At 47.8% G+C, this 24089-nt stretch carries 18 protein-coding genes; 10 read left to right on the top strand and 8 right to left on the bottom strand.

All coding sequences use genetic code 11. The features are described from left to right. Positions 1 to 29: 29 nt before the first annotated feature. From aceB to argE, 3 genes are all read right to left on the bottom strand, one after another. Complete coding sequence (gene aceB, locus B2U97_RS04175) at positions 30 to 1613, bottom strand: malate synthase A (protein ID WP_272989880.1); 1584 nt, start codon at positions 1611 to 1613, stop codon at positions 30 to 32. A gap of 337 nt (positions 1614 to 1950) precedes the next feature. Beyond that, entirely contained in the window at positions 1951 to 3576 is a 1626-nt protein-coding gene (locus B2U97_RS04170; protein WP_286823245.1) for a methyl-accepting chemotaxis protein, read from the bottom strand. 89 nt (positions 3577 to 3665) lie between these two features. Further along, positions 3666 to 4826 (bottom strand): acetylornithine deacetylase, encoded by a 1161-nt coding sequence (argE, locus tag B2U97_RS04165; protein WP_286823243.1) that lies wholly within the window; start codon positions 4824 to 4826, stop codon positions 3666 to 3668. Positions 4827 to 4925: 99 nt separating this feature from the next. Here argE and argC point away from each other — a divergent pair, with 99 nt between their 5' ends. From argC to argH, 5 genes are read left to right on the top strand one after another with little or no spacing between them, the layout of a single operon-like run. After that, the gene (argC, locus tag B2U97_RS04160) at positions 4926 to 5951 is read left to right on the top strand and encodes an N-acetyl-gamma-glutamyl-phosphate reductase (RefSeq protein ID WP_286823241.1); all 1026 of its coding nucleotides are present in this window, start codon (positions 4926 to 4928) and stop codon (positions 5949 to 5951) included. Beyond that, positions 5948 to 6679 carry an acetylglutamate kinase gene (argB, locus tag B2U97_RS04155; protein ID WP_286823239.1) on the top strand — a complete coding sequence of 244 codons (732 nt, stop codon included), beginning with the start codon at positions 5948 to 5950 and terminating at the stop codon, positions 6677 to 6679. The genes argC and argB overlap by 4 nt, the downstream gene beginning before the upstream one ends. A 2-nt stretch (positions 6680 to 6681) precedes the next feature. Then, positions 6682 to 7632: an ornithine carbamoyltransferase gene (locus tag B2U97_RS04150; RefSeq protein WP_286823237.1), complete on the top strand. Its 951-nt coding sequence runs from the start codon at positions 6682 to 6684 to the stop codon at positions 7630 to 7632. After that, entirely contained in the window at positions 7629 to 8840 is a 1212-nt protein-coding gene (locus B2U97_RS04145) for an argininosuccinate synthase (protein WP_286823235.1), read from the top strand. The genes B2U97_RS04150 and B2U97_RS04145 overlap by 4 nt, the downstream gene beginning before the upstream one ends. Before the next feature lie 3 nt (positions 8841 to 8843). Continuing rightward, entirely contained in the window at positions 8844 to 10706 is a 1863-nt protein-coding gene (gene argH, locus B2U97_RS04140; protein ID WP_286823233.1) for an argininosuccinate lyase, read from the top strand. Here the strand turns inward: argH and B2U97_RS04135 are convergent. Next, positions 10690 to 11541, bottom strand: a complete 852-nt coding sequence (locus tag B2U97_RS04135; protein WP_011233873.1) for an MBL fold metallo-hydrolase — start codon at positions 11539 to 11541, stop codon at positions 10690 to 10692. The genes argH and B2U97_RS04135 overlap by 17 nt on opposite strands. A 198-nt stretch (positions 11542 to 11739) precedes the next feature. Here B2U97_RS04135 and B2U97_RS04130 point away from each other — a divergent pair, with 198 nt between their 5' ends. Together B2U97_RS04130 and B2U97_RS04125 are read left to right on the top strand one after the other, a co-directional pair. Continuing rightward, positions 11740 to 13311: a hypothetical protein gene (locus tag B2U97_RS04130; protein ID WP_034818319.1), complete on the top strand. Its 1572-nt coding sequence runs from the start codon at positions 11740 to 11742 to the stop codon at positions 13309 to 13311. Between the two features lie 73 nt (positions 13312 to 13384). After that, a complete protein-coding gene (locus B2U97_RS04125) occupies positions 13385 to 16090 on the top strand; it encodes a TonB-dependent receptor domain-containing protein (RefSeq protein WP_153849807.1) in 2706 nt (901 codons plus the stop codon). A 242-nt stretch (positions 16091 to 16332) separates the two neighbouring features. Here B2U97_RS04125 and B2U97_RS04120 read toward each other — a convergent pair whose 3' ends face one another. Further along, positions 16333 to 17220, bottom strand: a complete 888-nt coding sequence (locus tag B2U97_RS04120) for a mechanosensitive ion channel family protein (protein WP_114981944.1) — start codon at positions 17218 to 17220, stop codon at positions 16333 to 16335. Between the two features lie 101 nt (positions 17221 to 17321). Between B2U97_RS04120 and B2U97_RS04115 the strand changes: the two genes are divergently transcribed. After that, positions 17322 to 18914 carry an ABC-F family ATPase gene (locus B2U97_RS04115; protein WP_016341283.1) on the top strand — a complete coding sequence of 531 codons (1593 nt, stop codon included), beginning with the start codon at positions 17322 to 17324 and terminating at the stop codon, positions 18912 to 18914. On the opposite strand, the gene B2U97_RS04110 is transcribed toward B2U97_RS04115, so the two are convergent. Both B2U97_RS04110 and B2U97_RS04105 read right to left on the bottom strand, forming a co-directional pair. Then, positions 18911 to 19576, bottom strand: a complete 666-nt coding sequence (locus B2U97_RS04110) for a glutathione S-transferase family protein (protein WP_011233878.1) — start codon at positions 19574 to 19576, stop codon at positions 18911 to 18913. The genes B2U97_RS04115 and B2U97_RS04110 overlap by 4 nt on opposite strands. A 108-nt stretch (positions 19577 to 19684) precedes the next feature. Continuing rightward, positions 19685 to 20335 carry a DUF1707 SHOCT-like domain-containing protein gene (locus B2U97_RS04105; RefSeq protein WP_153849804.1) on the bottom strand — a complete coding sequence of 217 codons (651 nt, stop codon included), beginning with the start codon at positions 20333 to 20335 and terminating at the stop codon, positions 19685 to 19687. 230 nt (positions 20336 to 20565) lie between these two features. On the opposite strand from B2U97_RS04105, the gene B2U97_RS04100 reads away from it, so the two are divergent. After that, the gene (locus B2U97_RS04100) at positions 20566 to 22146 is read left to right on the top strand and encodes an amidohydrolase family protein (protein ID WP_011233880.1); all 1581 of its coding nucleotides are present in this window, start codon (positions 20566 to 20568) and stop codon (positions 22144 to 22146) included. Between the two features lie 68 nt (positions 22147 to 22214). On the opposite strand, the gene B2U97_RS04095 is transcribed toward B2U97_RS04100, so the two are convergent. Then, entirely contained in the window at positions 22215 to 23210 is a 996-nt protein-coding gene (locus B2U97_RS04095) for a YeiH family protein (RefSeq protein WP_011233881.1), read from the bottom strand. 97 nt (positions 23211 to 23307) lie between these two features. Between B2U97_RS04095 and B2U97_RS04090 the strand changes: the two genes are divergently transcribed. Beyond that, the coding region (locus B2U97_RS04090) for a LysR family transcriptional regulator (protein WP_286830256.1) at positions 23308 to 24089 on the top strand (782 nt) is incomplete at its 3' end.

The raw sequence follows: 24089 nt of genomic DNA, 5'->3' as shown, positions 1-24089 counted from the left end.
AATAATTCCTTGTTGTTCTTTAATTGTCATTACTTGAGTTGTTGGTAGCCGGGCAGGGTCAGAAAGTCGACCAGTTCGTCGGCTGTGGTAATTTCTTCTAAAAGCTTTAATGCCTGCTCAAAAGCTTCGTTGTTCCAGCGTTGTTCACCGACTTCATTTTTCACTACGTCGGCTTCTTCTTGCAGGTACTGTCGGAACAGCTCTTTGGTAACTGGCGTGTTATCGGAAAGTGTTTTGCCGTGGCGGATCCACTGCCAGATAGAGGTACGCGAAATTTCAGCGGTGGCGGCGTCTTCCATCAGGCCGTAGATAGGAACACAGCCTTTGCCGTTCAGCCAGGAGGCAATGTATTGCAGTGATACCCGAATATTGGTGCGCATGCCGGCTTCTGTTCGCTCGCCGTCACAGGGTTGCAGCAGCAAGGCTTGCTCAATCGGGCTGTCGTTTTCACGCAGTACGTGCAGCTGGTTGTCGCCTTCAATACCGTCGACAAAAATTTCGCGTACGGTATCAGCTAAACCCGGGTGAGCAATCCAGGTGCCGTCGTGGCCGTTGTCACGCTCCATGGTTTTGTCGGCATGAACTTTAGCGAGTATTTTCTTGTTCTCGGTTGAATCTTTGCTGGGAATAAAGGCCGCCATGCCGCCCATAGCTAAGGCGCCACGCTGATGACAAGTTTTCACTAACAAGCGTGAGTAAGCATTAAGGAAGGGTTTGTCCATGCTCACCACCTGACGATCGGGTAAAACCCGCTCCGGATGCTCTTTCAGGGTTTTGATGTAACTGAAAATGTAGTCCCAGCGGCCACAGTTAAGTGCGGCAATATGATCTTTCATAGCGTGTAATATTTCATGCATTTGAAAAACCGCCGGCAGAGTTTCAATGAGAATTGTGGCGCGAATGGTGCTGGTTTTTAAGCTGAATTTTTTCTCGGTGAAGTGAAAAACATCAGCCCACCATTTGGCTTCGTCACTGTGCTCCAGCTTGGGCAGGTAGTAATACACACCTGAGCCTTGTTGCAGGCGTTGCTGATAATTCAGCAAAAAGTACAAAGCAAAGTCCATTAGCGCACCGGGAATTGGCTTACCGTTCCGGTGTACGTGTTTTTCCGGTAAATGCAGGCCGCGAACCCGGGCAATCAGTAATGCGGGATCAGTGCCAACCTGGTAGTGTTTGCCACTGTCCGGGTCGGTATAGGTCATGCCGCCAATGTTGGCGTCACGCAGGTTAATTTGACCGTTAACCATGCCCTCCCAGGTGGGCGATTGTGAATCTTCAAAGTCGGCCATGTAACAGTCGACATTGGCATTCAGCGCGTTGATGACCATTTTGCGGTCCACCGGTCCGGTAATTTCCAGGCGGCGCTTTTTTAAGTCGACCGGCAGTTCGGCAATGCGCCAGTTTCCCTCCCGGATGTCTTGAGTTGCAGAGTCAAAATCAGGCAACTGACCCTGATCAAATTGCGCCTGACGTTGCTGGCGCTTTTTTAACAGCGACTCTAACCGTGGTTGAAAGGTATCGACTAACTCAGCGAGAAAAGACTGATTCTCGTCGTTGAACAGTGCTTTTGCATCGTTATCAAGCGGTTGACTGAAGTTGAATAGGTTGTTCATTTTTGAATCCGTTGTTATTAGTTTGTTAACACGGATTAAGAGTAGATGCTGGTCGCACCATTAGTCTAATTTATGCTGTTAATTAGCAGTATTCAGGAGGGTTATTATTGTAGCCTGACGTTTACGTCAGGAACGGCGCTGAACCTGACATAAATGTCAGGCTACATGGGCGTTTGGATTGGCGCTGAACCTGACGTAAACGTCAGGCTACATGGGCGTTTGGATTGGCATTGGACCTGACATAAATGTCAGGCTACGTGCACCCTGTAGCCTGATGTTCACATCAGGTGAGATACCCCACCTGACATAATTATCAGGCTACATAAGCCTACGGCATTTAAATTCTAAAACGCTTAACCAATTCATTAAGGTCAACGGCCAGGCGCGAGAGTTCGCGGCTCGAGGCATTGGTTTGCTCTGCACCAGAGGCTGTTGAATTAGACAGGTCACGAATGCTAACCAGGTTTTTGTCCACATCGCGCGACACGTTTGCCTGTTCTTCTGCGGCACTGGCTATGGATGTGTTGTGATTGTTTATTTCACTGACAGCAGCGGTAATCAACTGCAATGCTTCACCGGCTTCACGTGCTACATCCAGAGTCTTAGTAGCACGCTCTAAGCTCTTGTCCATGGTGGCGACAGAGCGGTCGCTGGACTCATTGATAGCTTTAACCATGTCTTCAATTTCAACGGTAGACTGCTGTGTTTTGTGAGCTAACGAACGAACTTCATCGGCAACCACTGCAAACCCGCGACCTGATTCACCAGCACGAGCCGCTTCTATTGCTGCGTTTAGTGCCAGCAGGTTCGTTTGTTCGGCAATACCGCTAATAACTTCAAGCACCTTAGTAATACTCTTAACTTTTTCCGCAAGCTCGGTCACGTTACCTGAAGAATCTCCAATTTCCTGAGACAACTCTTCAATAGCACGGACCGTTTTACGTACGCGGTCATTACCTTGTTGCGCTTGTTGATTTGCTTCGTCAGAAGCTTCCGAAGCGTTTTGAGCATCCTGTGCAACGGTTTCAACGGCGGTGGTCAGCTCGTTTACGGCCGTTGCTGCCTGCTCTAATTCTTCCGACTGCTGCTGAATAGTCCGGGTAGACTCTTCAGTCACTGAGCTTAGTTCTTCAGAGGTTGACGCTAATTGCTCCGACGATTCCGATATGGTGGTAATAGAATTGCGCAGTTCTGTTTGCGTTCGTTCCAATTGACGAAGTAGCTGTGCTGGCTCATCTTTGCCGACAATTTCAATACGTTGCGTTAAGTCGCGCTTAGCAATGCTTTCGGCAAAATCAACGGCTGCTCCGATTGGTTTGACAATGCTGCGGGTCAGTACAACGGCGAACAGAACTAATAACGCAATGACAACGACTAGTACTACTATAACGGCAAGAATCGAGTTTTCGGCGACATTGTGAGCGTTGTCTGCTGCCTGATTAATTAGAGATCTTTCAGCGTCATACATTTTATCCAGTTGCTGTGTGATTTTATCCGTTAACGGAAGTATGCTGTTTTCACGAATAGATGCGATAGCGTCTACCAGACCTGCGTCGACAAGCTTGTTAAACTGTTCATTGAGCTTCCAGTATTCTTTGTCAAGTTCCTCATATTCGCTTAAGAGCTTTTGAGCCTGAGGGTCTTGAACCATGCTCTTGTATTGGCGCTGACTTTCCTTCAATTGAGTTATTGCGTCTGATAACTTCTGTTTGTATGTAGCAAGACGCTGTGGATCGTTTACGTAACTTGATACATTGGCAGAATGAATTCGCACCAGAAGAAACTCTTGGTTCAGCTCGCTAATTTCTTCAAGCTCAGGTAACTGCTTTTCGCTAACGGTGGTTATTCCGTTATCAATAATTTCAATACGGTTTAACGCGAAAATACCCAAAATGAGAGTGAGTAACCCTATCAGTCCAAACGCGATACTGGCGCGAATACCTATGGAAATTTGACGTAGCATGATTTATTTCCTCGTTATGCAGTTGCTGATAACTAAGTGTAGCAAGTTTGTATACATTTAAAATTTGAACGCTGATTTGCTATCGGCAGCTACCTTAAAAAACAATAACTTTTTAGTAAGTTTTTTAGTTTTTCCTGAGTTGGTTTTATGGTTTCAACTAATAGATACTCATCGGGCTGATGTGCCTGGCGTATCGATCCCGGCCCCATAACCAGTGTTTCACAGCCCAGTTCCTGAAGAAAGGGCGCTTCAGTGCAGTAGTTAACCGCCTGCGCCTGAGTTTTCGAAATTTTCTCAGCTAATTGCACCAATGCGGAGTCGGTACTTTGCTGAAAAGCCGGTATGGGGTGGTGCAGTGAAATGAGCTCAATTGACCCCGGATAGCGAGCCTGAATATTTTCTGTTGCCTGGTGCAGGTGAACGTAAAGCTCATCGACAGACAAGCCCGGCAGCGGCCGAATGTCCAGATGCAGCTCGCAACAACCACAAATGCGGTTGGCGTTGTCGCCGCCGTGAATGTGACCAAAGTTCATGGTGGGGTGTGGCACAGAAAAACTTGAATCTGAATATTTATGCTTGAACTCTTCTTTTAATTTCATCAGTGCTGAAATGACTTCGTGCATCAGTTCTATGGCGTTAATACCCAATGCCGGATCTGAGCTGTGGCCGGAGCGTCCGGTAATGCGTATTACTTCGCTCATGTGCCCTTTGTGCGCGTATACCGGGCGCATATCTGTGGGTTCGCCTATTACGCAGTAGTCGGGTTTGAGGTTCGCAAAACGACTGACCTCACGGGCACCATCCATAGTGGTTTCTTCGTCGGCGGTGGCCAGTATCATCACAGGCTTGTTTTGCTGAGCTGCGTCCAGCTCGCTCAGAGCCTGAATAACAAAAGCAAAAAAGCCTTTCATATCAATGCTGCCAAGGCCGTACCAGCGGTTGTCCTGTTCAGTGAGTTTAAAAGGATCGAAGTTCCAGCGGCTGGCGTCGTAAGGAACGGTGTCAGTATGTCCGGACAGCAGTAAGCCTCCACTTCCTGCTCCCCGGCGAGCCAGTAAATTGAATTTTCCCGGCTGACTTTGCAGTTCATTGGTTTCGCACTCAAACCCTAATATCTCCAGCCATTCAGCCAGTAAATTCACAACTTTCTGATTGCTGTGATCCCACTTCGGGTCGATAGAGCTGATGGAAGGCTGTGCAATGAGTTGCTGATACATTGAGAAGAATGATGGTAAGGCTGGGGTGCTCATGATAGTAATCCTTAATATAATTATTCACTATTATTGCATAAGTATATTTATTCGGTTATTCTGCATTTTTACTCAGAAACAGCAACAGGTTTTTGTCGCATGCAGTATACAGCCGCGCAGTCTCAGTCAGTCGCAATAATCGGAGCCAGCGGTTACGTCGGCGTCGAACTAACCCGCTTGGTGCAACAACATCCGGCACTTAGTCTTTTGGGTTGTTATGTCTCTGAGCATAGCAGTGATGCAGGCTCGTTGTTGAGTGATTTACACCCACAATATGCACATTTAGTGAAACTCTCGTTGCAGGGCTTATCCAGCCAAAAAAAAGAGCTCATTAAAAGCTCGGCTGACACAGTGTTCCTCTGCACGGATCATGGCGTGAGTGTGGAGCTTGCGCCCGAGTTTCTGGCTGCTGGCTTGAAAGTCATAGACCTGTCCGGTGGCTTTCGGTTAAACGCAACTGAAGATTATCCCTCATTTTACGGCTTTGAGCATCAGCAGGACTCGTGGCTACAACAAGCGGTTTATGGGTTGGCGGAATGGTACCCGCAAGAAATAGTTGCCGCACAGTTAGTTGCTGTGCCCGGTTGTTACCCTACAGCGGCGTTAATGGCATTGCTTCCGGTAAAACAGGCAGGCTTACTCAGCTGCAACAAAATTATTATTAATGCGGTATCCGGTGTGACCGGTGCCGGGCGGAAGGCCGCGCTGACGAGTCATGGTGCGGAACTTTCTTTGCAAGCGTATGGGCTGTTTGAGCATCGGCATACTCCGGAAATTGCTCAACAGTTACAGCACGAGGTGTTGTTCACTCCACATTTAGCGCAGTTTCCGCGCGGCATTCTGGCGACTGTATATGCCGAGCTTAACGATAATGTTAGCGATACCGATTTAGATAAAGCTTACCAATGCTATGCAGACAAGCCTTTGGTTCGTTTTGAAAAACAAGCGCGGCCAGCTATTAAGAATGTGGTGGAACAACCCTTTGTCGATATTGGCTGGCACCGGCAGGGCACCCAGCTTATCGCCTTTTCGGCCATTGATAACCTGCTAAAAGGTGCCGCCAGCCAGGCTATTCAGTGTGTAAACCTGCAGCTTGGTTTAGCGGCAGAGGAGGGGCTGGTATGAAAGTGATAAAGTTGGGCGGTAGCCTGCTTGAGCAGCCCGATGAGATGAGAGCTCTGTTCGCGTCCCTGTCAGACACTGAAAACAATACCGTTATTGTGCATGGCGGCGGCGCTCTGGCTCAGCAATGGCTGTCCACCGCTGGCCTAAAAAGTGAAAAGCATGAAGGGCTGCGAGTCAGCCCCGAGCAACATATGCCTTACATAGTGGGTGCTTTGGCGGGGTGTGCGAATAAGCAATTGATGTCCTGGGCGATTGCTGCAGGAGCATGGCCTATTGGCTTAACGCTGCATGAGGCGGGTATTTCTTGTCGGCGGAAGTCTGCCGAGCTGGGGCAGGTAGGTACTTGCGAGCTGTTTGAGTCCGGGTTAATTACTAATTTGCTCAAATGCGGTTACCTGCCATTAATAAGCTCTATTGGCTTCGGTAAACAGGGCGAATGGTTCAATGTTAACGCCGATGACGCCGCGGTTGCGGTTGCCGCAAACCTCGACGCCGATTTACTGTTTCTAACCGATGTCGATGGCGTGCTCGACAGCGAAGGCCGATTGATAGAGCAGTTGGACAGCCGGAGCATCGACGAACTGACAAAAAGCGGTGTGATTAGAGATGGCATGCTGGTTAAAGTTCGCGGCGCACTTAACGCAGCAAAACGCTTACGACGATGTGTGCGAATAGGCAGTTGGAATTTGATAAGTAAAACCCATTCAGGCACACAGATTAGTGAGTAAGTATGATGAAACATTGTCTATCCGGGCTGGAGTTAACTCCGGCTAACACATTGCAATTATTGGCTTTAGCGCAAGAGCAAAAAGCACACCCCGAAAAATACCGCCAGACTCTGGCAGGTCGTAGCGTTGTGACTCTGTTTGAAAAGCCGAGTCTGCGTACGCGTTTGTCTTTTGATATTGGCCTGCAAAAACTGGGTGGTCATGCAGTTTATTTGAATGAGCAAGGAAAGGGCATGGGCGTGCGCGAAAGTGTTGCTGATTATGCCCGCAATTTATCGTGCTGGGCCGATGCCATTGTTGCACGGGTTATGTCGCATAACACCTTACAAGAACTGGCTCAGCACGCCTCAGTGCCGGTAGTGAACAGCTTGTGTGACCGGTTTCACCCCTGTCAGGCGTTGGCCGATTTTTTAACCCTGCAGGAGCACTACGGCAAGGTGAAAGGTCTGAAGCTGGTGTATCTGGGCGACGGTAATAATGTTTCGCATTCTTTGATGTTGACTGCGGCCGCGCTGGGCACGGATTGCACCATTATTTGCCCCCGGGGATATGAACCTGATGCAGAACTTGTCAAAAAAGCGAAAAAACAAGCTGAAGAAAGTGGTGCTGACATTGTGGTTACCCACGATATTGCCGCTGTGGCAGGTGCTGATGCGCTCTATACCGACACTTGGGTGTCGATGGGCGATGATAAACCGCTGAGTGAAGTGCGCGACACCTTCCAGCCCTACCAAATCAATTCGCAGCTGGTCGAGCACAGCGGCGCCACTTCGGTGTTGCACTGTCAGCCAGCGCATCGGGGCTACGAAATTACCTCCGATGTAATGGACGGCCCGCTGTCGCGCTGTTTTCAGCAGGCTGAGAACCGCCTGTATGCGCAAAATGCCTTATTAACTTTATTATTAAACCCCACGGCAGCCGCACTGCCAGAATTTATGGAGAAAGCCTCATGAGCAATTTAAAAAAAGTGGTACTGGCCTATTCTGGTGGCCTGGATACCTCGGCGATTGTGCCCTGGTTAAAAGAAAACTATGGCTGTGAAGTGGTGGCCTTTGTGGCTGACGTTGGGCAGGGAGCAGAAGAGCTGGAAGGCGTTGAGGAAAAGGCCAAAGCTTCAGGTGCTTCTGAATGCCATGTGGTGGACTTAAAAGACGAATTCGTTAAAAACTATGTGTATCCGACCCTGAAAACCGGCGCAATTTATGAAGGCACTTACTTATTGGGCACCGCTATGGCGCGGCCGATAATTGCCAAAGCTCAGGTTGAAGTGGCGCGTAAAGTCGGTGCTGACGCACTGTCTCACGGTTGTACTGGTAAAGGTAACGATCAGGTGCGGTTTGAGTCTTGTTATGCGGCCTTAGCACCAGACTTACAAGTGATTGCGCCCTGGCGGGAATGGGAGTTAAGCAGCCGGGAGTCTTTGCTGGATTATCTGGCGGAACGTAATATTCCCTGTTCAGCTTCAGCGACCAAAATCTACAGCCGCGACGCTAACGCCTGGCATATTTCGCACGAAGGTGGCGAACTTGAAGACCCCTGGTGCGAGCCTACCGAGAAGGTCTGGACTATGACGGCATCGCCGGAGCAGGCACCGGACAAACCCGAATACCTTTCTGTTACGGTGGAAAACGGTGAAATCGTGGCGGTGAATAACCAGGCGCTGTCGCCTTTTGAATGTCTGAGTGTTTTAAATGACGTTGCTGCTAAGCACGGTGTTGGCCGCGTGGATATTGTGGAGAACCGTCTGGTGGGAATGAAAAGCCGCGGTTGTTATGAAACCCCGGGCGGTACCGTGATGATGGCAGCGTTGCAGGCTATTGATGAACTGGTGCTGGACAAAGTCAGTCGTAGCTGGAAAACTCAGTTGAGCGAGCAGTTTGCGCAATTATTGTACGATGGTCGCTGGTTTACCCCTTTGCAGCAATCGGTTATGGCTGCGGCACAGTCGTTATGCGCGACGGCCAGTGGTGAGGTGGTTCTGAAGCTTTATAAAGGCTCGGTAACCGCGGTACAGAAACGTTCGCCGCACAGCTTGTACAGCGAGGATTTTGCTACCTTTGGTGCCGATGAGGTTTACAACCAGGCACACGCCGAAGGCTTTATCCGGCTGTTTTCTCTTCCGAGCCGGATTGCGGCGCTGCAAAAACAACAAAAGGGATAGGTTATGGCGTTATGGGGCGGACGTTTTGCGGCAGGACCCGATGCCGCGTTTCAGCAGTTTAATGACTCGTTACCCTTTGACTATGTGCTGGCGGAGCAGGATATTACCGGCTCTAAAGCCTGGGCCAACGCCCTGCAAAAAGTTGGGGTGCTCAGTGCTGAAGAGTGCGAACAGTTACAACAGGCACTGGAGGAACTATTAGGTGAAGTGCGTTCTGATCCTGCGGCTGTTGCTGTCGGCGGTGATGAAGACATTCACTCGTTTGTTGAGGCGGCACTGATAGCCAAGGTCGGTGACTTAGCCAAAAAACTGCATACCGGGCGTAGCCGTAACGATCAGGTCGCGACCGACTTGCGGTTATGGTGTCGTCAGCAGTCAGAAGTTTTGCAACAGGCGTTGCAGCAAACCCAGCAGGCATTGCTGGGTTTAGCTGAGCGCGAACAGGGCACGGTTATACCCGGCTATACCCACTTGCAACGAGCCCAGCCGGTATTGCTGGCGCATTGGTGTTTAGCTTATGTAGAAATGCTGCAGCGCGACAGCGAACGTTTAGAGGATGCCGTAACGCGGCTGAATAAAAGTCCGCTGGGTTGCGGGGCTTTGGCGGGAACGGCGTATCCGGTGGACCGTGAAGCCATTGCCAGCGAGCTGGGCTTTAGCCAGGCGACGCGCAACAGTCTAGATTCCGTTTCCGACCGTGACTTTGTGGTGGAACTTTTGAGCTCGGCATCGTTATCTATGCTGCATTTGTCGCGTCTGGCGGAAGATCTCATCTTCTATAATTCCGGCGAGGCTGGCTTTATTGAGCTGGCAGACAACGTGACCTCGGGTTCTTCGTTAATGCCGCAAAAGAAAAACCCCGATGCGCTGGAACTGGTACGTGGCAAAAGCGGCCGCGTGGTGGGCTCGCTAACTGGGTTGATGATGACCTTAAAGTCTCTGCCGCTGGCTTACAACAAAGACATGCAGGAAGACAAAGAAGGTTTATTTGACGCCTTTACCACCTGGCAGGCCTCGCTGGCTATGGTGACTTCCAGTCTGCATGGGTTAACCGTGAACCATGATGTTTGCCGTAAAGCAGCGCAGGGCGGTTATGCGAATGCTACCGAGCTTGCGGACTATCTGGTGTCCAAAGGCGTTCCTTTCCGTCAGGCACACCATAATGTGGGCGAGTTAGTGCAGCAGGCTATTCAGGCTCAAAAACCGCTGGAAGATATGCCGCTGGGGGCGTTTCAGGCGGTTGTTCCGGTTATTGAGCAGGATGTTTATGAGTGGCTGACGCTGGATGCCTTACTGGAAAAGCGCTGTGCACTGGGCGGTACCTCACCGCAGCGCGTAAACGAAGCATTAAAGAGCGCTCAACAGCAGCAGAAAATTCGCATTAGGGATGCTAACCTCGGTGACATTGGAGCAATTCTGGATTTAGTTCAGCACTGGGCCGGAGCAGGGGAAAACTTACCGCGGGCCAAGGACGACATCGTACATTCAATTAATGAGTTTGCGGTGACCGAAGTGGACGGCAAAGTGATGGGTTGTGCGTCGCTTTACATCTATACCACTGGCCTTGCCGAAATCCGCTCGCTGGGTGTCCATCCGCATACGGAAGTTCGCGGGCAGGGTCGCATGCTGGTGTCTTATTTATTGAAAAAGGCGCGGTTACTGCAATTGAACCGGGTCATTGTGCTGACCCGGGTACCGGACTTTTTTGAGCAGCAAGGTTTTAGTCATTGTTCTAAAGACAGCTTGCCGGAAAAAGTCATGAAGGACTGCGAATTATGCCCAAGGCTGGCCAACTGCGATGAGCTGGCCATGGACTTTCACCTTCAACCACCGGACGAACGGCTAATCTTTAGTACAGCGTTGTGATCCAGCGTTCTTCGTTAATAAAGGACCAGCTCCAGCCGTCCCATTTATCGCTAAGACCCTTGGTTTTTGCTTCATCAAGGGTCATTCCCTGTTGTTTCATGGTATCAACTTCGGCTTTGGTCTCTTTAAGCATGGTTAGAAAGCCTTGGTAATCTTGTTTGTTAGCTAACGGACCGTGGCCCGGAATGATCACCGTGTCGTCATTAATGCGATTTAATAATTCTTCAACGTTGGCAATGTAGCCGTCAACGTCACCACCGCTCTTCAGGTCAATAAAAGGGAAGCGTTCATTAAAAAATAAGTCACCGGGGTGCAGCACATTAGCGTCTTCAAACCATACTGCGCTGTCACCGTCGGTGTGGCCTGCAGGCAAATAAAACACACGAACGGTGTCATTGTTTAAGTGGAAGGTAAGGGTTGAATCAAAGGTAATGGCTGGAAGGCCGGCTGCGTTGAAATCGCTATCCTGACTCAAGCGTTCTCGCACATGGTCATGAGCATAAATAGTTGAGTTCTGATTATTGGCAAACCAACTATTAGAACCTACATGGTCGCCGTGGAAGTGAGTGTTCAGAATATAACGAACCTCTTCACCACTCAGCTCCTTAATTTTGGCGGCAATTTTTTCTGCTACCTGAGTGTATTGATCATCAACCAGGAATACGCCGTCATCGCCGGATGACATCAGCATGTTGCCGCCAGCGCCTGTGAGCATATAAATATTATCGGCGACTTCGTTGTGCTCGACGATAACCTCTTCGGATTGATAGGCCGCTGCTGGTAAAGCAAGTACAGACAGAGTCGTCAGTACACAACTGAGTAATAATTTACGCATGGGGTTTCCTTTTTGGTTTTTCATTATTGATATAGGTTACTTATTCAACAAGCGCAAAGATCAACAGCATGACCTCAAGTGACTTAAATGTGAATATATTGTTACATTCTTATGTTGTCACAATATTGTCATGCAAGCGTTTTACTCTTCACCCCGACTTAAATCATAACTGGATAAAATCCAAGTCGGGAGAACCCAATGAAATTTAATACCTTATTCAAAATCTCTGCAGTAACGACAGCTTTATTTTTGGCCGGTTGCGGCGGCGACATTAATGTTACACCAACGGTTAATAATGGCGGCGGCGCTGACGGTGGTAATGGTGGCGATGGCGGTACCAGCGTAGAGTGCGCTAGTTACGGCGATGTGGAAGGTACCTACGACGGTCAAGACTGTACCTATGATGAAAATTTCGCCAGTGCGACCATCGAAATTGATGAAGATATTACTTTTGAAGAGTTGCCTGACGGTGGTGTGCACGTATTTGAAGGCGCGCTGCAAGTTGGTGTCGATTGCGACACGACGACAAGCTGTGAAATTAACCAGAATGGCCCGGTTATGACCGTTGAACCAGGTGCTACACTGGCCTTTACTTCTGGTGAAGCCATTATTCAGATTGCTCGTGGCGCGCAGTTAAATGCTGTTGGTACTTTCGACAAGCCAATTACATTTACCTCAGCTAACGCATTTGACCGTCTGAATGTTTCTGGCGACGCGCCACGTTATGCAGACTGGGGCGGCATCATTATTAACGGTAACGGTATTACCAACCAGTGTACTGATGCACAGCGCGATGGCGGTACTTGTAACGTAGAGTCTGAAGGTATTGTGAGCTATTACGGTGGTAATGATAACACTGATAGCAGCGGCTCAATGAAATATGCAAAAATTTGGTACGCCGGTTCAGGCCCTCGCGATGGTGGTGATGGCGATGACCTTAACTCATTAACTTTAAACGCTGTTGGTTCTGGATCATCTTATGAATTTATCCATATTCATCAAGGCTATGATGACGGTATTGAGTTCTTCGGGGGGAAAGCGGATGTTAAAAACGTGGTTTTCACCGATACTCAGGATGACTCAATGGACATCGATGCTGGTTGGCAAGGCCGTGCACAGTTCCTGTTTATTAAACACGGTACAGTGACGGTAGATGGCAATACTAACTACATGGGTAACGGCGGATTTGAAGCCGACGGTGAGAAAAATAACGGTCCAGACTACAGCCAGGCACCAACGTCAGCACCGACCATTGCTAACGTAACTATTATCACCACTGATGGTAAATCTGTACGTGATAACGATCCATCTATTGCCACTAAGTTTGATGATAACTTCCAGGGTCAAATGTATAACGTCCTGAAAGTTAAAGAGAATGGTACTGCTGACGACGGTTGTATCTTCTTTACTTCAGACGGTGAAGCAGGCGTAGATAACGGCGAGCTGGACTTCTACAGCTCAGTTTTAGCCTGTACTAACAACTTCGTAAATACCGGTGATAACACCTTTGCAGATGGCGAAACTTACTCAGCCTGGTATCCGAACGGCGGCGTAAACGAAATTCTTGATGGCTCCGCTACTGTTCTGAATGACGACGGTATCTCTACAGATATGACTTCTTCTATCACTATCTCGGCGAATGACTTAACGTCACTAAACGATGACTTCTTTACTCCGGTTGATTTCATCGGCGCATTGTCTGACGACGATACAAGCTCTGAGTGGTACCAGTGGGTTGAAACTGCTGTAGCTGCTGCTGACGCAGACTAATTTGAGTTGGAATGCGAATGAATAGGCGCAACGGTGTTGCGCCTATTTTCCGATTTTATTGCAGGAGTTGGTTATGAAAAATCAATACAAACTCAAGCCTGTTGCTTTAGCGGTTGGATTAGGGTTGTTTGTCTCTGCGCCAGCAGCTTTGGCTCAGCAAGCCGATGAAGCAGACGTTGAACGCGAATCGACCATTGAAGAAGTGGTTACCACCGGCAGTCGTTTGCAGGGTAGTGCCGCGGCTGTTGTTCAGGAACGTAAAAATCAGGCTTTTGTGGCTGATATTCTGGGTGCCGAGCAGTTGTCCCGCTCTGGCGACAGTGATGCGGCCTCGGCTTTACGTCGGGTGACCGGTTTAACACTGGTTGACGGTAAATTTATTTATGTACGTGGCCTCGGTGAGCGTTATTCAAGTGCCCGTATTAATGGTGCCAGCATTCCCAGCCCGGATTTAACCCGTAACGTCATTCCTTTGGATATTATCCCATCGACCATTATTGAGAGTATGGCAGTGCAAAAGGTGTTTTCACCTTCTATGCCGGCGGCTTTTGGTGGCGGCAATATTGATATTCGTACGCGTTCTTTGCCCGACGACTTTGTCTTTAGTCTTGAAGCGGGTGTTGGCATGAATAGCAACGCAGACGAAGGTTATACCTATAACCGGGACGACAGCGGTATTCCGGCAGGCATAAAAGACGCAATTGGCCGCTACCAGGGTGACTTTAGTCTACGTAATATTGTTAATACCGACGGTCTGACCGGTTCTGGAAATAGTGCGGGTAATCAGGCTCGGGCAATAAATGCGTCGCTGGCTAAACAGTTACCACGAGACATGGTGCTGAAGAAAGAATCTTTAGACCCTAACATGGACTTTAAAGCCACCTTAGGTAATAGCTTTGACGAGTCATTTTTCGGTGGAACTATAGGCGTGTTAGCCGCGGCTTCCTACGATAATGACTGGGATGTTTCTGAACGCAAAAATGCGGTTATCAGTAACAACGCAACAGCTGATTGCTCAACTTCTCTGGCGACGGTCGAAGACATCTCTAAGTCTTGTTACAACACCTTTGAAGAAACCACAGTAACGACAGAAACTGAGCGTCTGAACGGCTTTTTCACTGCGGGTTATGAATTAGATACACACAGTGTCAGTTATACCAAAATTTATCTAGAAGACTCGGAAGATGAATCGGAGTTTGGTATCAAGCAAAGCCCGAACGGCAGTAACCTGAAAACTATAGTTGGAACCGGTATTGCTAACCGCGAGCACGAATTCAAATACGAAGAGCGTGTCTTAAACGTCGATCAGTTCCGCGGCCAACACACCTTTATGGATTACTGGGGCATTGGTTTCGACTGGCAGTATACGGAATCAAAAGCGGAAACGGATATCCCTACCGAAGTTTCGTATCGTTTTGACGATATTTATGACACCGAGGGTAACTTCTCTGAAACTCGCGTAACGGGCGATGACAACCGTGCTATTTTCCAGTTTGTTGATATGGAAGATAACGTTAAGTCTTACGGCGGTAACCTGTCATTACCACTTGCGTTTTCTGGAATAGAGCTTGAGCTAAAAGCAGGCTATGACTTTGTTGATAAAGCGCGTTATTACAGTACCAGTCGCTTTAGTCTGGACAATGCATCGGGTTCGCGTTTGTCAGTGCTGGACGACTTAGATGACGTGTTAGGTGTCACGGGTTATTTGACGGATGATGTTATTGATGACAACGATTTCCGTATTTCTTTCCGCGAACCCAGTGCGCCAAATGCGGATGACTATCTGGCAGCCCAGAAAATTGATGCCTATTACGGTGAATTCGACGCAATATTCGATAACACCTGGCGTGTAAGTGGTGGTGTTCGTTATGAAGACTTTAAACAGGTTTCTCTGGCAACATCGAGCTTAATTTTTAGTGAGCAGGATTTAAATAATTATTTCAATCCTGAGCGTGTGCTTGAAAGTACCATTGCTGAAGACGACCTCTACACGGCTTTATCGCTGACTTATATGGCCAGTGATAATTACCAGTTGCGTTTTGGTTACGGCGAAACCGTTGTGCGTCCGGATTTACGTGAAACAGTGCCGGTGGCTTACTACGATCCAATTACGGACATTCGTACGTTCGGAAGAGCTGGCTTAGAGAGCAGTGATTTACGTAACTACGATGCACGCTTTGAGTACTATGCCGATAATGGTGACAATTACACCATTGCGGCTTTCTATAAGGACATAGAGAACCCCATTGAGTCAGTGCTTCAGGTGGGCGATGAAGATTACACCTTAAGTTACGTTAATGGTGAATCAGCTGAAGTCTATGGTGTTGAGTTTGAGTGGCTGCACGATTTAGGTTACCTGGCGAACGGGTTCTTTACCTCTGGTAACTTAACCTTGAGTGACTCTGAAGCGTCGATTGATCCGGCATTGGCGGGTAACTTAACCAACCGGACTAAGCGTATGACGGGACACTCTGAGTACGTTGCCAACTTCCAGTTGAACTACGACTCAGCTAACGGTGAACATGCTACTTCACTGGTGTATAACGTGTTTGGTGAGCGTATCTTAGCGGCTGGTATCGGTGGACGTGAGGACGCTTACGAGCAACCCTTCCATTCACTGGATTTGGTTTACAGTTATTATCCGAGCTTTAATTCTAAAATCGGCTTAAAAGTTAAGAACCTGCTGGGCGAAGATCAGGAAGTGACTCAGTCGGATATTCTGGTTCGTAGTAAAGAAGTTGGAACCGTCGTTAGCTTGAGTTATAGCTACGAGTTCTAAGTAGCCCGATGTTTACATCAGGTGAGATGCTTGAAGTCATTATCTGATGTTGAGCATTCGGCTACGGAGAGGAATAGTGGTAGAGGGCGCGCCTGACGGTTGCAGTGGACTATTGAGGAGGTGTGCAGCGCCATGGATGGCGCTGCCCAAGCCCTACAGGGATGTATTTACGGGCGTCCTCCTCAATAGTCCCTGCGGCCCCAGCGCCCGCTACATTCACCTCACCTGAGGTGAACCTCAGGCTACGTCATCTTTATCTCTAGCGGCTTTAACGTATCTAAATGCACGTCGCGTTGAGGGAAGGCGATAACAATATCGTTCTCGGCGAAAAGCTTATCCAGCTTAAAGCGAATGTCTGACTGCACCCGGCGAATATCCATAGGGGCTTCTACTTCCGTCCAGAACAGCAAATTAAACGTCAGGCTGTTGTCACCAAAGTCATCGAAAAACACTTCAAAAGGTAAGCGCTGAACGATTTTCTCGTGTTGGCTGGCCGCTTCCATCATCAATTCGCGGACTCTGTCTATCGGCGAGCCATAAGCAACGCCCACGGTGACTGTGCTGCGTATTTCAGTGGATACCAGCGTCCAGTTCACTACGCGCTGTTCCAGAAAGTAGCTGTTTGGTACCAGCACATGCACACCGTCGAAACGTTTGATGCGAACGCAGCGGTTACCAATTTCTTCAATACGACCGCGTTCGTTCTCCAGCTCTACAATGTCGCCAATGCGGATAGGGCGCTCGGCAATTAATATCATGCCGGAAATAAGGTTGTTTAGCAGGTTCTGGGCACCAAAACCGACACCAATGGCTAATGCACCACCCAGAACCGCGAATATGGTAATAGGGATGCCAGCGACCGGTAGGGCAATGAGCACAATAAGTACATAAGCCAGAAAAGAGAATAACTTACGAAAAGCATAAATGGTGTTCTGAGAGGCGTGGCCGGATTTTAAGGCACGCTTAACCAGACTAGAGCCTATCCAGCGTATGACGATTACGCCAACAATAATCAGCGTAATAGCAATAATGACCTGGCTTAGGTATATCTGCGCGTCTCCGGTTTTCCATAACTCGACATTCCAGATTCTATTTAAACCAGAAGAGATGTCTGTCCAGGACATTTGCATAATCTATTTACCTATTATAGTGAATCTTTCTTTGTAATTTACGCGAAAAACACGTACATTGCGCGCTCAATTTTTACCCTATGATCCTGGATGTTGACTACGTGATTTCTGCTGCAAATATCACCATGCAATTTGGTGCAAAGCCTCTTTTTGAAAATATTTCTGTTAAATTCGGCAATGGTAACCGTTATGGCCTGATAGGCGCTAATGGCTGCGGTAAGTCGACCTTTATGCGTATATTAAGTGGTGAGCAGGAGCCTTCGGCTGGCAATGTGTCGCTGGAACCCAATATTCGCATCGGTAAGTTGCGTCAGGATCAATTTGCTTACGAAGACTACAGTGTCGTTGATGCCGTTATTATGGGCCACGAAGAGCTGTGGGCGGTAAAAGAAGAACGGGACCGCATTTACAGCAGCGGCGAAATGAGCGAAGAAGACGGCATGCGTGTGGCCGACCTGGAGACCGAGTTTGCTGAAATGGATGGCTATACTGCGGAGTCACGCGCCGGTGAGTTATTGCTGGGGCTGGGCATACCGGTAGAGCAGCACTTTGGACTGATGTCGGCGCTGGCGCCGGGTGTAAAAATTCGGGTGTTACTGGCGCAGGTACTGTTCTCCGAGCCGGATATTATGTTGCTGGACGAGCCGACCAACAACCTGGACATTAACACCATTCGCTGGCTGGAAGGCGTGTTGGCCGAAAAGCAAAGCACCATGATTATTATTTCGCACGACCGTCACTTTCTGAACACGGTTTGTACGCATATGGCCGATATTGACTATGGCGAGCTGCGCGTCTACCCGGGTAACTATGACGAATACATGTTTGCCGCCACTCAGGCGCGCGAGCAGTTAATGAGCGATAACGCCAAGAAAAAAGAGAAAATTGCCGAGCTGCAGAGCTTTGTTAGCCGCTTCTCAGCGAACGCGTCAAAAGCTAAACAGGCAACGTCGCGTCAGAAACAAATGGAGAAAATTCAGCTGGACGAGGTTAAAGCCTCCAGTCGTGTTAATCCGTACATTCGTTTTACTCAGGAAAAGAAACTCTACCGGTTAGCGCTTGAAACCGAGAACGTGCGTAAGAGCTTCGAAGACGAAGCGGTCTTAAAAGGCTTGAGTACCTCGATAGAAGTGGGTGAAAAAGTCGCTATTATTGGTGCCAACGGTATTGGTAAAACGACCTTGCTGAAATGTTTGATGGGCGAGTACACGCCGGACTCAGGCAGCATCAAATGGTCTGAAAATGCGGCGATAGGTTACTACGCGCAGGATCACGCCCACTGGTTTAAACAGGATATGACCGTTTACGAGTGGATGTATCAGTGGAAAAAACCGGGTGACGACGAGCAGGCTATTCGGGGTGTGTTGGGCCGTATGCTGTTCTCTTCTGATGACATTCAAAAGCCGGTATCGATTTTGTCTGGTGGTGAAAAAGGCCGGATGATTTTCGGTAAACTGATTTTGCAGCGCCCGAATATTCTGGTGATGGACGAACCGACTAACCATTTGGATATGGAATCGATAGAGTCGCTGAACCTGGCACTGGAGCAGTTTGAAGGCACTTTGTTGTTTGTCAGCCATGACCGCGAGTTCGTCTCGACTCTGGCTACTCGTATTATCGAAATTACCGACAAAGGCTTACGTGACTTTGCCGGCAGTTACGATGAATATCTGGCGCAGTTGGCTGCGGCTTAACGCTGCACCATTTTCTGGGCGCTCTTGACCAGTTCGTCAGGGTCGCCCATTCGCTCCGGCTTTGTGACACCGCGTTGGCAGGCTGGGCGCTCACTAATGGTGTTCATCCAGCGCTTTAAGTTCTCCAGACCATCCAGGCTCACACCGGACCAGTCATGGGTACGCACCCAACACCAGTTGGCAATATCCGCTAACGAGAAGTTATCACCCGCTAAGTATTCAGACTCGCCCAAGCGCGTGTTCAGCACTTCAAACAACCGACGGCTTTCATTCTGATAGCGTTCAATGGCTGAGGGCAGCTTCTCCGGGAAATACCGATAGAAGACATTAGCTTGTCCCATCATAGGACCAATGCCACCCATCTGAAACATCAGCCACTGGATCATACGTGAACGTTCTTTCGGGTCTTTAGGATTAAGCTTGTCGTAGGTCTCAGCCAGATACAGCATAATGGCACCGGACTCAAACACCGCGAAATCATCGTTATTTTTATCGACAATCACCGGAATACGACCGTTAGGGTTCATTTTCAGAAACTCCGGGCGTTTTTGCTCATTTTCCTGCAACTGCACATGGTGCAGGTTATAGTCCAGCCCCATTTCTTCTAAGGTTACCGTGGCTTTATAACCATTGGGGGTTGCTGAGGTGTAGAGTTCAATCATGTTTATTCCTTAAACCTTTGATGAGTCGCGCTGTTTCATACGCTCGTACCAGGCTTTTAGATTAGGCCAGCGGTCATCGACTCGCAACTGAATTCACCTATCCCGACTTTAGCGAGATTGAAAGGTGCCCTTTAAGCTATTAGCAAAGGCTACAAACTTCTCTTTTATGGTTCGTTTGACTTTCACTTCAACTGAGCCAAGCAACTGGAAGCCTTCAATTCGTATATGCGGAGCTTGTTTCAGGTTGCCCATTGAGGGCGCTTTATTTTCGGTGGAGCCAAGAACACTAAAGACGTTGGTGCTAATGGTAATTTCTTCAGGGACAAAAACTTCAAGACTTGAAAGCCCTCCAATAATTTTGATAGTGACGTCCGGGTGTTGAAAAACGGCATCGGTAAAGTCCAGTTCTACAGAGCCTAGCAGAGAGTAGATGGTGATCTCACGCGGCACTGTCCACACGCCACAGCGTTCATTAGAAGACAGTATGGATATCACCTTTTCCGTTGGTTGAATGCGTCCTTCGCCGTAATGTGGCGAGAACTGCTGTTCTTTCATGCTGTCGTATGATGTGTCTGGCTTCAGCTCCAGGTCTTCTACCAATTCGGCAAGCTGGCTATGTTCAGTCGCATCCATGGCGTGATCAAGCCGACGTTCAAAGGCTTCTTCTGATAACTCACCGTGGCCATAGTTCATTACCAACTGATCAATCGTCTCTTCGCGGACTTTTTCCAGTGGGCGGTCTTCAAATTTTACACTCATTGTGGTTCCTTGTTGTTCTTATGCTCTTATTATGGACAACAAGGCAATTGTTAGGCCATAAATAAATCATAATAAAATCAATTGGTTAACATTTTTGTTTTTATTCGATTTTGTGTGTCTGACCAAAAATTAGGAAAAGTTACCAATTATCGGGAGTTCGGTTGATCTTCTACGAGTTATTAACTTAACTAAAACCTAGAAAAATCAGGTTACTTCAAACGGATACGGCCATGAGTAAACTACCTTTCGTTGTTGATGCCCATACCCACCTTTTTAACGCTCGTTATGTGCCTTTGCAGGGGATTCTTGAGAGTTGGGGAATTTGGAAAATACCGGCAAAGTTGATTAGCAAACTGGCCTATTCCCTAACCGCCAGTTCTACGCTAAAAGAGCGGCTAGAGTCGTTTTCAGTGACATCGAAAAAAGGCGCGACTGAAAAAATCTGCAATGAGTTTGCCCATCTGGTTTGTATTGAGATAGAGCACTATTTACTGGAAGAAGGCAATAGCGACCCGGAGTTAGCCGAAGCCTATCAGGAGCAATTCATTAACAGCGAGCTTTATTCGGTTCTGAAGGAAATACACCAGTATTACGGTGACAGTGAATCGGCTCAGGAACTTGAGTTAGATTACATAAAAACGAAATGGACTTTCAAAGCAGAGACTCAGGTTCAGGATAAAATATCAGGTTGGTTCTCTGGCATTCACAAAATGATTGAACGAATGCTGCGTAAGTCACTGGAGTTTCTGGAAGACGCTGCGGACAAAATAGACTTTGTCTTGAATATGCTACGCAGCGAAGTCGGGATATTTAAGCGGTTAGAAGGCTATTACGACAACTTCTCAGAACGTTATGTGTTTTTTCATTACATGATGGATATGGCTTACCCATTTGACGACAACCCCAAATACGATTTTTATGATCAGCAGTTGGAGCGTATGACGGCGTTGGAGAATTTTTCGGAAGGGATAGTTCTTGGCTTCTCCGCTTTTGACCCTTTACGTTTTGTTTCTCAATCTTCCTCTGACCGCGTGCTTCGTGATGCTATAGAAAGATCATTGGAACATGGCAAGGCAGGGTTCAAGTTTTATCCTCCTATGGGTTACAAGCCTGCAGACAACGAAGCTAACGTGGAACGAGTTGTTGATTATTTTCTGGATTTTTGTGTGGAGTATTCAATTCCAGTTTTCACTCACTGCACCCCGGAAGGCTTTCAGGCCTATAAAGGCTCGGGCCTGAATTCAGACCCGGATTATTGGGAGCAAGCGCTGAAAAAGAACAAGCAGCGAGAAACCATGAGACTCTGCTTTGGTCATGCCGGTGGTGGGAAACGGAAGATGAACGGGCGCTGGGTTAAGGGTTGGCTGTCGGATACGGAAGACGAATGGAATGATCAGAATAACTACGCTCGTAAAGTTGTAGAGCTGTGTCGGCGCTACGAGCATGTCTATTGTGATTTGTCCTACCTGCACGAAATTGTCGAAAGCAAGAAAGCCCAGGAGAGCCTGGCTAAACGACTTGAAATAGAGCTAACGCGTGAAGCCACTGCCGACAAACCTTTTAAACTTGCCGATAAAATAATGTACGGTAGCGACTGGCATATGGTGTCTATGGTTAATGATATTGAAAGGTACTTCGGGCAGATAAAAGCGATTTTTGAAATGCAAAAAATGCAGCTTTTTGCCGATAGGTTTTATTTCAAAAATGCGCTTAAGTACGTTGATTTAGAGGCTTACATTGCACGTGCGGAGAATGTCTTTAGTCAGGATTACATTGCACGGCTTAAAGAGATTAGAACGCACTTGATGTAGCCTGACGCTAATGCGTCAGGTGAGATAGTTAATTAGCTATAGAAAGTCTATGAGAAAAGACGTGATTACTAGGCGAACTGAGCTAACAGGTAACCGGTAATGAACAGACTCACAAAAAGCAGGGCGGCGAGTGCAAATGCTTTTGCGCCGCCTTGTTTGATGACGCTGATGTGTGTGAGCATGCCTAAAGCGGTCATTGCAATACACAGTAAATAAGTGGCAGCTGCTGTGAATGCTGTCGTCACGTCGTCCGGTATCCAGTTCAGTGAGTTGATGATAATAGCGCCAATGAATAGAAAAGCGAACCAAGGAACGGAGACTTTATTATCACCACTTTCTTTGTCTGAACCTTTTGACTTTTGTCTCATCCATACTGCAAATGTTAATAACACAGGTACTAATAAAACCACTCTAAGCATTTTTTCCAATACCGCCATGTGTGCCGCGTTTGAGCTAACTGAGTCGCCGGCGACAACTACTTGTGCAACTTCATGGACGGAAACGCCCACCCATAAGCCATACTGGGCCTCGTTGATATCGAAAAATTGAAACACTAATGGCATAAGCAGCATAGAAAGCGTGCCAAATACAACTACGGTGCTGATAGCGGTTATTACTTTGTGAGGTTTGGCTTTAATGATTGGTTCCATCGCAGCAACGGCTGCTGCACCGCAAATAGCGCTGCCCACGGCAACTAAAATCGCTTGCTCTTTATCAAGCTTAAACAGCTTGGTTCCGGCCCAAATACCGACAAACAGAATAACTGATACCATGGTAACCGCGCTGAATAGACCGTAAATACCAACCTGAGATAAGGCTTGTAAAGTAATATTGAAACCGTATAAGACAATGGCAACTCGTAATATTGATCCTTTAGCGATATTTAATCCAGGAGCGAGCGGTTCTTTGCAACGTGCCGGTAATATATGGCTGACCAGAATCCCAACGCCAATGCTGATTAATAGCGGAGAAACAGACTGAATAGCTGGAAGCCATAGATGGAGCTCCACAACACCTATTGCTAATACAACCGCTGCAATGAGCCCTACGATAGGATGGTTCATGGTTATGCCTTGTATTGATTCTTGTATTTAGGCTGGAGTATAGTGCAATCAATATTAATTAAAATTTAATAAAACTTTATAAAGTTAAAATATATTTATGATTAATTTGCGCCAACTTCAAGTGTTTAAAACCATTGCGGAAACCAGCGGTTTCACTGCGGCCAGTGTGCAGCTAAATATGACCACATCTGCGGTATCTATTAACCTAAAGGATATTGAACAGCAGCTGGGCACTCGGTTGGTGATGCGGGAAAGAGGACGAAAGCATCGTTCACACAAGGTTGAACTCACTGTTGCTGGTATGTGGCTGTACGAGCGAGCCCAAAAAATGCTATCGCTTAGTGACAGCACCGAACGATACTTTGAACAGTTACACAGTAATCGACGGGAAACGTTAAACATAGGTGCCAGTCAGACTGTCGGTAATTATTGGTTGCCGGCTTATATCAATGTGCTAAAACAACAACGTTCCGAGCTCAAAATTAATGTTTATATTGGTAATACCGATGAAATACTCAGCCGAGTTGAGTCGTTTCAGGACGAGATAGGGCTGGTTGAAGGTCCAAGTTCACGCGACGACTTACTCACTAAGCCGTTTAAGGAAGACAGCATGACGCTAGTTGCGCCGCCCGATGACAATGGTAAAGCGTTGGAAGTACAGCCTTGGCTTATTCGGGAAAAAGGCTCTGCCACTCGCCGGCTTACTGAAAAACTTTGGGCTAAGCTTGGCATTAAGCCAGCGAACGTTATTGAATTGAATACCAATGAAAGCATTATTCATTCGGTGGCATCAGGTATTGGAGTTGCCTACGTTCCTAGTATCACAACACCACTTATGTTGGAAGCTGGGTTAGTTGGGTTCTACCCCGTTTTTACGGA

This window comes from Idiomarina sp. UBA3176 (assembly GCF_002364295.1).
Taxonomy (GTDB): Bacteria; Pseudomonadota; Gammaproteobacteria; order Enterobacterales; family Alteromonadaceae; genus Idiomarina; species Idiomarina loihiensis.
This window is presented reverse-complemented; position numbering and strand designations above follow the sequence as displayed.